Annotated in this window: 1 protein-coding gene; it reads left to right on the forward strand. The window is 62.3% G+C overall.

The window, feature by feature from the left end:
• On the forward strand, positions 1-11,979 hold an 11,979-nt coding region (locus tag VJ464_14340; GenBank protein ID HKQ06310.1), incomplete at both ends, for an amino acid adenylation domain-containing protein.

Here is an 11,979-nt window from a genome sequence, read left to right on the forward strand (position 1 = left end):
TCACATCGCCTCGGACGGCTGGTCAACGGGGGTGCTGGTCTCTGAGTTCAGCCGGCTCTACGAGGCCTATAGCCAGGGCCAGCCATCAGAGCTGGCCGAACTGGCGATCCAGTATGCCGATTACGCGGTGTGGCAGCGGCAATACTTGCAAGGCGCGGTACTTGACGAGCAGCTCTCCTACTGGCGGCGGCAGCTGGCCGAGGTGGCGGTGCTGGAGCTGCCGACCGACCGCCCCAGGCGGGCCTTGGCAACGCACCTCGGAGAGAGGGAGAGTTTCCTGCTACCAACAGAGCTTACGGATCAGCTCAATGCCGTGTGCCGCCGAGAGGGCGTGACCTTGTTTATGGCCTTGCTTGCAGCCTTTCAGGTACTGCTTGTCCGCTATTCACATCAGGATGATATCGCCGTAGGCGCTCCCGTTGCCAACCGCAACAGGACAGATATAGAAGGCTTGGTTGGATTCTTCGTCAATACGCTCGTCATGCGGACGAACTGGTCGGATAACCCGTGCCTGCGAGACGGATTGGCGAGAGTGAGGGAAATTACACTTGGAGCATATGCGCATCAGGACGTGCCTTTTGAAATGCTGGTTGAGCAGCTACATCCTGAACGCAGCCTCAGCCGCAAGCCCATTTTTCAAACAATGCTCGCCATGCAGGACGCGCCGCAGGAAAGCTTGCAGATTTCCCGCCTAACTTTTTCTTTGGTGCCAGCGGAAATGAGAACCGCGAAGTTCGAGTTGATGCTGCTGGCAAGCGTCGCCGGGGGGCACCTTCATGGGGCGCTCGAATATGACGCGGATATCTATGACGGAAGCAGAATCAAGCGGATGCTGGGCCATCTAACAAGGGTGCTGGAGGTGATGGCTGCCGATGCGGAATGCCCGGCATTGGATATTCCATTGCTCAGGGAAAACGAGATGGAGCAGGCGTTGGTCGAATGGAACGACACACGGGCGGACGACTCGACCGACCGGGCTCTCCATGAGCTATTCGAGGAGCAGGTAGGACGTAGCCCCGATGCAATCGCTGTGGTTTATGCCGATCAGCAAATCAGTTTCGTGGAACTGGACACCAGAGCCAACCGCCTTGCCCGATATTTAAGAAGCAGAGGGGTAGGGCCGGATAGCCTGGTGGCCATCTTTACAGAGCGAAGCCTGGAGATGGTAACCGCGCTCTTGGCCATCTTAAAGGCCGAAGGGGCTTACGTTCCCCTGGAGGTGACATCGCCGCCAGAACGCATAAGGTACATGTTAGAAGACGCGGGCATTAAAACTGTGCTTACCCAAGAAAGCTCTGCGCATTTATTGCCGGCGGGAGAAAGGGAAGTCATCTCGTTAGACGGCAGCTGGAATGAGATATCCGAGCACGGTTACGAGAACTCATCGAATCTCGGACATGGCGATAACCTCGCCTATGCCATCTACACGTCAGGGTCAAGCGGCGCACCTAAGGGCGTGATGGTTCGGAGAACCTCGGTTCTGAATCTGCGCAAAGGATTGCATGAGCAGATTTACTCGAAGCACCCGCAGAAATTGCGTGTGACCGTGAATGCCCCCTTGGCCTTCGATTCATCCGTAAAGCAACTGATTCAGCTACTCGATGGGCATACCTTACACATTATCCCAGGCGAGGTGAGGCGCGACCCGCGCTGGCTGTTAAGGTACTTAGCCGAGCAACAGATTGAGGTCTTGGATTGTACGCCGGCACAACTCCGAACCCTGCTTGCGGAAGGGCTTACTGTACCGCGCAAAACGGTTCTCAAAACAATATTGATAGGTGGAGAGGAGCTGGATGCAACTCTATGGCAAGAACTGAGTCGAAATAAAGAGCTAACCTGTTACAACGTCTATGGCCCAACAGAATGTACCGTAGACTCGGCCATTGCCCGCGTAGCATCAGAGGTGATACAGCCGGTAATGGGCCATCCAATATGTAACACACAAGCTTACGTATTGAGCCGTCACCAACCTGTTCCGGTCGGAGTAACCGGAGAGCTACAGATCGGGGGAATCGGGCTGGCGCGAGGATATATCGAGCGGGCCGCGATGACAGCCGAGAGATTCGTCCCCGACCCCTTCAGTGGCGAAGCCGGAGCGCGGCTATATCGCACGGGTGACCTCGTCCGTCATGCCAGCGATGGCCAGCTCCAGTATGTGGGGCGCGCCGATGCTCAGGTGAAGGTGCGAGGGTATCGGGTGGAGTTGGGGGAGATCGAGGCGGCGGTCAACGAGGAGGCGGGGGTGAAGGCGAGCGCCGTGGTAGTGCGCGATGAGGAAGGGCGAGGGCCGCAGGTGGTCTGCTACGTGGTGGGTGAGGATGGGGCGGAGGTGAGCGGCAAGCAGCTGCGCGAAGGGTTGAGCCGGCGGCTGCCGGAGTACATGGTGCCGGCGGCGTTTGTGAAGCTGGCAGAGTTGCCGCTGACGGCCAACGGCAAGCTCGACCGCAAGGCGCTGCCGGCACCGGCGGCAGCGATAGACGGTGAGGGCGAGCCAGCAGCGGCAGAGAATGTCATCGAGGAGCTGGTGGGGGGCATCTTCAGTGAGGTGCTGGGGCAGCGAGAGGTGAGCGTCGAAGCGAACTTCTTCGAGCTGGGTGGTCACTCGTTGCTGGCGACGCAGGTGGTGTCGCGAGTGCGCGAGGTGCTTGGGGTGGAAGTGGCGCTGCGGGCGCTGTTCCAGGAGCCGACGGTGCGAGGGCTGGCGGCGGCCGTGCAGCAGCAGCAACAGCAAGGCGGCAGCCGCCTCCCGGCAGGGCCGATTGAGCGCGTGAGTCGAGAGAGCGAGTTGCCGCTGTCGTTCGCGCAGCAGCGACTGTGGTTCATCCATCAACTGGAGCCGGAGAGCGCCGCCTACAACATCCCGATGGCGGTGCGACTGAGCGGCGAGCTGAACCTCGCGGTTTTGGAGCAGAGCCTGGGAGAGATCGCGAGGCGGCACGAGGTGCTGCGGACGCGCTTCGAGCTGCGGCAGCAGCAAGGCGTGCAGGTGATCGAGGCGGCGGGCGGGGTGCGGCTGCGGCTCTGGGAACTCGGTCAGTTGCCGGCGGAGATGAGGGAGTCAGCGGCACGAGCGATCTTGCGGCAGGAGAGCAGTCGAGGGTTTGATCTGCGAGGCGGGCCGGTGCTGCGGGCGGCGCTGCTGCGGTTGCAGAAGGACGAACATGTGCTGGTGGTGGTGATGCATCACATCGCCTCGGACGGCTGGTCAACGGGGGTGCTGGTGAGTGAGTTCAGCCGGCTCTACGAGGCTTATAGCCAGGGGCGGCCATCGGCTTTAGAGGAGCTGCGGATACAGTATGCCGATTACGCGGTGTGGCAGCGGCAGTACTTGCAAGGCGCGGTACTTGACGAGCAGCTCTCGTACTGGCGGCGGCAATTGGCCGAGGTGGCGGTGCTGGAGCTGCCGACCGACCGCCCCAGGCGGGCAGTGCAGACTGCTTTGGGGGCGCGGCTTCCTTTAATTATCGGGCCTGAGTTGACCGAATCAATTAAGAGACTCTGCCAGCAAGAAGGGGTGACGCTATACATGGCGCTGCTGGCAGCCTTCAAAGTGGTGTTGAATCGCTACAGCGGGCAGACAGACATCGCCGTCGGCACGCCCATCGCCGGTCGCAATCGCAAGGAGACGGAAGGGCTGATCGGCTTCTTCGTCAACACGCTGGTGCTGCGCACCGACCTGTCAGGAGAGCCAACATACCGGGACCTGCTGACAAAAATCAGAGAAAGGGCTTTAGATGCACAGGCGCATCAGGAGCTGCCATTTGAGAAATTGGTCGAGGCGATGGAGCCTGCGAGAAGTCTGTCCTCCACGCCAATTTTCCAGGTTATGTTTGCCTTGCAGAACGCGCCCGGTCAAGAAGTGAAGCTGAAAGAGCTGCGACTGGCACCGGCAAGCGTAGAGACAGGGACCGCAAAGTTGGACATCGCCCTGTCGTTGAGCGAGAAGGATCAGCGAATCGTTGGAACCATCGAGTACTACGTAGACTTGTATGATGAAGAGACAATCGCGCGGATGGGCGAGCATTACAAGCGAGTCATCGGAGATATGTGCAGAGATGTGCTGCGACTCGTGAGCCGAGCAGAGATGCTCACTGATGAAGAGAAGCAGCAGATTTTAGAGCAGTGGAATGAGACAGCAAACGAGTTTGAGCCTAACAGCATACACGAGCTGATCCAGCAGCAGGCCTTGCGCACACCAGAAGCGACGGCAGTGGCCTCTTGCCGATGCAGCATCACCTACCGAGAGCTCAATTCGAGAGCCAATCAGATCGCACGCTTCATCATGAGCAGGCAGAGAGCCGCCGAAGAGGTGGTGGCCGTGTTCATGAATAGAAGCGTGGAGATGGTGACCGCGCTGTTCGGGGTATTAAAGGCAGGGGCCGCATACCTGCCGATAGACAGCCTGTACCCGAAGCAGAGGATTAGCCACATGCTGGAGGACGCGGCGGTGAGATTAATTCTCACCGAGCAAGATCTCATGTTGAGGCTGCCGGAACTACCGGCTGAAGTACTCTGCATAGACACGCAGTGGGAGGCCATCCGTCAGTACAGCAATTTAGATTTTGAGTCATCAACCCTCGAAGAGAACCTGGCTTATGTCATCTACACCTCGGGGAGCACAGGCAAGCCCAAAGGCGTGGCGATAAGGCACAGCGGCTTGCTGAATCTGGTTCACTGGCATAGGCACAGGCATGCGGTAGACGAGCGCGACCGGGCGACGCATTTGGCGGGTCTCAGCTTCGACGCGTCGGTGTGGGAGCTATGGCCCTACCTGGCTAGCGGGGCTAGCGTTTTTCTTGCTGAAGAGAATGTAAGAAGCTCGGTGCCTGAGCTGATGCGGTGGATCGACAGCGAACAGATCACCATCAGCTTCCTGCCGACTCCGCTGGCGGAAGCCTTAATGAGCGAGCCGCAGGCCGGACTGCTAAAGTTGAGGACATTGTTGACCGGAGGGGACCGGCTAAAACAGCACAAACGAGACAGGGTTGGATTTGATTTCGTCAATCACTACGGCCCCACAGAGTACAGTGTGGTGGCGAGCGCCGCCGAGGTTCAGAGGGAGAATGGGAAGGCAGCGCCGTCCATCGGCAAGCCGATATGGAACACTCAAATCTATATCATCAACCAGCACCAGGAGACGGTGCCGGTTGGCGTCCCGGCAGAGTTGTGCGTCAGTGGATCGGGACTGGCAAGGGGATACCTGAATCGGCCAGAACTGACCGCCGAGCGGTTCTTGCCGAACCCCTTCAGCGGCAGCCCTGGTGCGAGGATGTATAGAACAGGCGACTTGTGCAGGTATCTTTCTGACGGGTCGATAGAGTACCTGAAGCGTGTCGATGATCAAGTAAAAATTCGCGGATTCCGAATAGAGCTTGGAGAGATCGAATCGGTTCTCTGCCAGCACAGCAGCATCACCGAAGCTGTGGTGTTGGCGAGTGACCACCGTGCCGATAAGCAATTGATCGGTTACGTTGTGGCGACCAGAGCGATTACCCCGGCAGAATTGCATGACTACTTGCGGGAAAGGCTGCCGGAGTACATGGTGCCGTCGGTTTGGGTAATGCTGGATGTGATGCCCCTCACCGCGAATGGCAAGATAAACAAGACGGCGCTGCCCGTGCCCACGTCTCACAGAAACGAGGACGACCTGGAATCCCGGGCGCCGATAGAAGAAATCATCGCGGGAATATTCGAAGAGGTTCTGGGAGTGGAGCATGTGAGCCTCCATGACAACTTCTTTGAAATCGGAGGGCACTCGCTGCTGGCCACGCAGATCATATCAAGGATACGACAAGCTCTGCAGGTGGATGTCGAGTTGAGAAGTCTCTTCCAGGAACCAACGGTTGCGGGAGTGGTGGGGATCATAGAACTGAAGCGAGCCAAACCAACGACATCCGACACGCAGCAGATTCAGGTGGCGTCAAGAGAAAGGCCGCTGGAGCTTTCGTTTGCACAGCAGCGGTTGTGGTTTATTGATCAGCTTGAGCCGGGCGGCGTGGCTTATAACATCCCGATTCTTGTCAATATAACCGGGAACCTGAACATCGCCGCTTTGGAGCAGTCTTTAAGAGAGATCGTGAGAAGGCATGAATCATTGCGGACAAGGTTTGAAGAGTGGCAAGGGAAACCAGTGCAAATCATAAAAGAAGCGGAAGAGTGGAGACCGGCGCTTGTAGATTTGCGCGGATTAGAAGCACAGCAGCGACAGAGAGAAATAGAAATAATTGCAAAGGAGGAGAGCCAAACAGTTTTTGATCTGCGGAGAGGGCCGTTGATGAAAGCCCTACTGATAAAAGCCTCCGATCAGCAGCACGCGCTGATAGTGACGATGCACCACATAATCAGCGATGGGTGGAGTATTGGAATACTTAACAGAGAGAAAAACAGTTTGTATGAAGCTTTCCGCCAGGGCCAGCCCTCAGAGCTGGCCGAGTTGGCGATCCAGTATGCCGATTATGCGGTGTGGCAGCGGCAGTACTTGCAAGGCGCAGTGCTCGACGAGCAGCTCTCGTACTGGCGTGAGCAACTGGCTGAGGCGGCGGTGCTGGAGCTGCCGACGGATCGAGTGCGGCCGGCGGTGGCCAGCCATCGCGGCGGCAGCGTCGGCTTGCGCCTGAGCGAGGAGCTGACGCAGGGGTTGCGGCGGCTGAGCCGGCAGCAAGGCGTCACCCTGTTTATGACTTTGCTGGCGGCCTTCAAGGTGGTCTTGAGCCGCTACAGCGGCCAGCGCGATATCGTCATCGGCACCGATGTCGCCAACCGCAATCGCCAGGAGACCGAGCCGCTGATCGGCTTCTTCGTCAACCAGCTGGTGCTGCGCTCCGACATGTCGGGCGAGCTCACGGTCAAGGAACTGCTGGGGCGAGTGCGGGAGACGGCGCTGTCGGCCTACGCCCACCAGGAGGTGCCCTTCGAGCGCCTCGTCGAAGAGTTGCAGCCCGAGCGCGACCTCTCGCGCTCACCCTTCTTCCAGGTCAAACTCGTCCTCCAGAACCTGCCCGACGACGGCCCGCCGCCGGCCGCCGGCCGCCTCGCCTGGCAAGCCGCCGCCGCCGAGCACGACACGGCCAAGCTCGACCTCACGCTGGTCGCCAGCCCGACGGCCCGCGGCCTGCGCCTGAGCGCCGAGTTCGCCACCGACCTCTTCGACCGCGGCAGCTTGCAGCGCCAGCTCGCCCAGCTCGAGCGCCTGCTGGCGCAGATGGCGGCCGACCCCGGCCGCGCGGTAGCTGAGCTCGACTTGCTCGATGCGGCGCAGCGCCAGCAGGCGCTGGTCGAATGGAACGACACGGCCTGGGAAGACGACGGCCAGCTCGGCCTCCACGAGCTGGTCTTGCAGCAGGCGCAACGCACGCCCGACGCCGTCGCTCTCATCCACCTCGACAGCCATCTCTCCTATGCCGCCCTGCGGCAGCTCGCCGGGCAACTGGCCGACCGCCTCGGCGAGCTCGGCGTCGGGCGCGACGACGCCGTCGCGGTCTGCGCCGAGCGCCGCCCGGAGCTCATCGTTGGCTTGCTGGCGGTGCTGTTGGCCGGTGGCGCCTACGTGCCCATCGACCCGAGCTACCCGACGGAGCGCGTCGCCTTCATGCTGGCCGATTGCGGCGCCCGGGTGCTTTTGACGGAGCCGCAGTGGCAAGCGCGCCTGGGCTTCGCCGGCGCCGTCGTCAGCCTGGCCGGCGACTATCGCCAGGAGCTGGCGGCCGGCGAGCCGAGCCGGGTGCCGGCCGGCGTCAGGGTGAGTGGCGAGAACCTGGCCTACGTCATCTACACGTCGGGGTCTACGGGCAGACCGAAGGGGGCGATGAACAGCCACGGCGGCATCGTCAACCGGCTGCGGTGGATGCAGCGGCAGTACGGGCTGCGAGGCGAGGACCGGGTGTTGCAGAAGACGACGGTGAGTTTCGACGTCTCGGTGTGGGAGGTCTTCTGGCCGCTGGTGAGCGGGGCGGCGGTGGTGTTGCTGGAGGCGGGGCGGCAAGGCGACAGCCAGTACATGGGCGAGGAGGTGGAGCGGCAGGAGGTGACGGTGCTGCACTTCGTGCCGTCGATGCTGGAGGTCTACACGCGGGAGCGGGGGTGGGAGCGGAGCGGGAGCGTGCGGCTGGTGGTGAGCAGCGGCGAGGGGCTAGGGGTGGAGGCAGCGCGGCAGTTTTATGAGCGTGGGGGCCGGCGGCTGGAGAACCTGTATGGGCCGACGGAGGCGGCGGTGGACGTGACGCGGCGAGAGGTGAGTGGGAAGGAGGGGAGCCGGGTGGTGGGGCTGGGGCGGCCGATCAGCAATCTGCGGATGTACGTGATGGACAGGTGGCAGGAGGCGGTGGGAGCGGGGGTGATCGGGGAGCTGTACATCGGGGGAGCGGGAGTGGGGCGAGGGTACTGGGGAGAAGCGGAGCGGACGGCTTGGCGGTTCGTGCCGGATGGCTACAGTGGTGAGGCTGGAGCGCGGCTGTATCGGACGGGGGACGTGGTGAAGTACAGTGCCGATGGGGAGCTGGAGTACCTGGGAAGAAGCGACCAGCAGGTGAAGGTGCGAGGGTATCGGGTGGAGCTAGGGGAGATCGAGGCGGCGGTCAACGAGGAGGCAGGGGTGAGGGCGAGCGCCGTGGTGGTGCGCGAAGAGGAAGGGCGAGGGCCGCAGGTGGTCTGCTACGTGGTGAGTGAGGATGGGGCGGAGGTGAGCGGCAAGCAGCTGCGGGAGGGGTTGAGCCGGCGGCTGCCGGAATACATGGTGCCGTCGGTGTTTGTGAAGCTGGCGGAGCTGCCGCTGACGGCCAACGGCAAGCTCGACCGCAAGGCGCTGCCGGCACCGGCGGCAGAGTTACCTGGAGAGGGGGAGGCAGCCCCAGCAGAGAATGTCATCGAGGAGCTGGTAGGAGGCATCTTCAGTGAGGTGCTGGGGCAGCGAGAGGTGAGCGTCGAAGCGAACTTCTTCGAGCTGGGCGGCCATTCGTTGCTGGCGACGCAAGTGATCTCACGCCTACGCGAGGTGCTTGGGGTGGAAGTGGCGTTGCGGGTGGTGTTCGAGCAACCGACGGTGCGAGGGCTGGCGGCGGCCGTGCAACAGCAGCAGCGGCAAGGCAAGAGCGTCGCCGCCACTCCGATTGAGCGGGTGAGTCGAGAAGGCGAGTTGCCGCTGTCGTTCGCGCAGCAGCGGCTGTGGTTCATCCATCAACTGGAGCCGGAGAGCGCCGCCTATAACATCCCGATGGCGGTGCGGCTGAGCGGCGAGCTGAACCTCGCGGCCCTGGAGCAGAGCCTGGGAGAGATCGAGCGACGGCACGAGGTGCTGCGGACGCGCTTCGAGTTGCGTCAGTCGCAGGCCGTGCAGGTGATCGAGGCCGAGGCGGTGGTGCGGCTGCGGCTGTGGGAGCTCAGCGCGCTGCCGGCAGCGAGCAAGGAAGAAGTGGCCGGCGAGGTGGTGCGACAGGAGAGCAGTCGAGGGTTTGATCTGCGAGGCGGGCCGGTGCTGCGGGCGGCGCTGCTGCGGGCGGCGGTTGATGAGCATATCCTGGTAGTCGTGATGCATCACATCGCCTCGGACGGCTGGTCAACGGGGGTGCTGGTCTCTGAGTTCAGCCGGCTCTACGAAGATTACAGTCGGGGGCGGCCATCGGCCTTAGAGGAACTGCGGATACAGTATGCGGATTACGCGGTGTGGCAGCGGCAGTACTTGCAAGGCGCGGTACTTGACGAGCAGCTCTCGTACTGGCGGCGGCAATTGGCCGAGGTGGCGGTCCTGGAGCTGCCGACCGACCGGCTGCGGCCGGCGGTGGCCAGCCATCGCGGCGGCAGCGTCGGCTTGCGCCTGAGTGAGGAACTGACGCAGCAGTTGCGGCGGCTGAGCCGGCAGCAAGGCGTGACGATGTTTATGACTTTGCTGGCGGCCTTCAAGGTGGTCTTGAGTCGCTACAGCGGCCAGCGCGATATCGTCATCGGCACCGACGTCGCCAACCGCGGGCGGGTCGAGACCGAGCCGCTGATTGGCTTCTTCGTCAACCAGCTGGTGCTGCGCTCCGACCTCTCGAATAATCCGACGGTCGCCGAGTTGTTGGCGCGGGTGCGGGAGACGGCGCTATCGGCCTACGCTCATCAGGAGGTGCCCTTCGAGCGCCTCGTCGAAGAGTTGCAGCCCGAGCGCGACCTCTCGCGCTCGCCCTTCTTCCAGGTCAAGCTCGTCCTCCAGAACCAGCCTCAACCCAGCCGCACGCCGACGGCCGGCCGCCTGGCCTGGCAGACGGCCGCCGCCGAGCACGACACGGCCAAGCTCGACCTTACGCTGATGGCCAGCCCGGCCGCCGGCGGCCTGCGCCTGAGCGCCGAGTTCGCCACCGACCTCTTCGACCGCACCACCCCGCTGCGCCAGCTCGCCCAGCTCGAGCGCCTGCTTGCGCAAATGGCGGCCGATGCCGGCCGGGCGATTGCCGAGCTCGACTTGCTCGACGCGGCGCAGCGCCAGCAGGCGCTGCTCGAATGGAACGACACGGCTTGCGACTACGACCGCCAGCTCTGCCTCGATGAGCTCTTCCTGCGCCAGGCGCAAGGCGCTCCCGATGCCGTCGCGCTACAGGATGAGGAAGGACTGCTGAGCTACGGCGAATTGAACCGGGCGGCTAACCGTCTGGCTCACTTCCTGCTGCTGCAGGGCGCCGGCGGCGGCGCCCTCGTCGGGGTGATGCTCGACCGATCCTCTCAGATGATCGTCTCGACGTTAGCGATCCTGAAGATCGGCTGCGCTTACATGCCCATAGACCCCCAGTTCAAGGCCGGGCGAGTCAGCTTCATGCTGAGCAACGGCGCGGTGGCGCACTGCATCACGACCCATGCTCATGCGGGGCTGGCGCGAGAGACCGTTGCTTGCGTGATCAACTTGGATGAATGCCGGGCAGAGATCGAGGCGCTGCCGGCGAGCGAGCCGGCGAGCCAGGCCAGCGCCGGGAAGGTGGCCTATTGCATCTACACGAGCGGCTCAACGGGCGAGCCCAATGGGGTGATGATCCGGCACTGTGATGTCGTTAAGCTGATGATCAATGACCCGGCGAGGCTGAGCCCGAATGCCTCTGACGTCTGGACGATGTTTCATTCCTACAGTTTCGACTTTTCAGTATGGGAGATGTATGGGGCACTGCTCTTCGGGGGTCGAGTGATCGTCGTGTCAGAAGAGGTGAGGAAGGACCCGGCCTTGATGGCGCGGCAGATCATGGAGGAGGGGGTGAGCGTGCTGTCGCAAACGCCGAGCTATTTCTACATGCTGATGGAGGAGCTGGTTGGGAAGGGAATAGAGGAGCTGCCGGTGCGGGCGGTGATCTTCGGGGCCGAGGCGCTAAGGGTGGGGCTGCTGCGGCGGTTCAACGAGGCGCATGCAAGGACAAGGCTGATCAACATGTATGGGATAACGGAGACGACCGTACATGTAACCTACCAGGAAGTGACGCGGGAGGAGATCGAGGGGGGGAAGGATGGGATCGGCAGAGCGATCCCGACGATGAGGGCGTATGTGGTGGAGGCTGGGGGCGAGGTGGCGGCGGTCGGAGCGGTGGGGGAAATATGCGTCGGCGGAGAGAGTGTGGGGGCGTGGTACTTAGGCAATGCGTGGCTGACGGCGCAGCGCTACGTGCCGGACGGGATGAGCGGGGAGGCGGGAGCGCGGGTATATCGGTCAGGCGATCTAGGGCGATACGATGGCGAGGGGAAGCTGGCGTACCTTGGGAGAAGAGATCAGCAAGTGAAGGTGCGAGGGTATCGGATAGAGTTGGGAGAGATCGAGGCGGCGGTCAACGAGGCGGCAGGTGTGAAGGCGAGCGCCGTGGTGGTGCGAGAAGAGGAAGGGCGAGGGCCGCAGGTGGTCTGCTACTACGTCAGGGAGGCGGAGGGGGAGGAGGTGAGTGGCAAGGGTTTGCGAGAGTGGCTGCGGGAGCGGCTGGCGGAGTACATGGTGCCGGGGGCGTTTGTGGAGCTGGGGGAGCTGCCGCTGACGGC

This window comes from Blastocatellia bacterium (assembly GCA_035275065.1).
GTDB lineage: Bacteria > Acidobacteriota > Blastocatellia > UBA7656 > UBA7656 > DATENM01.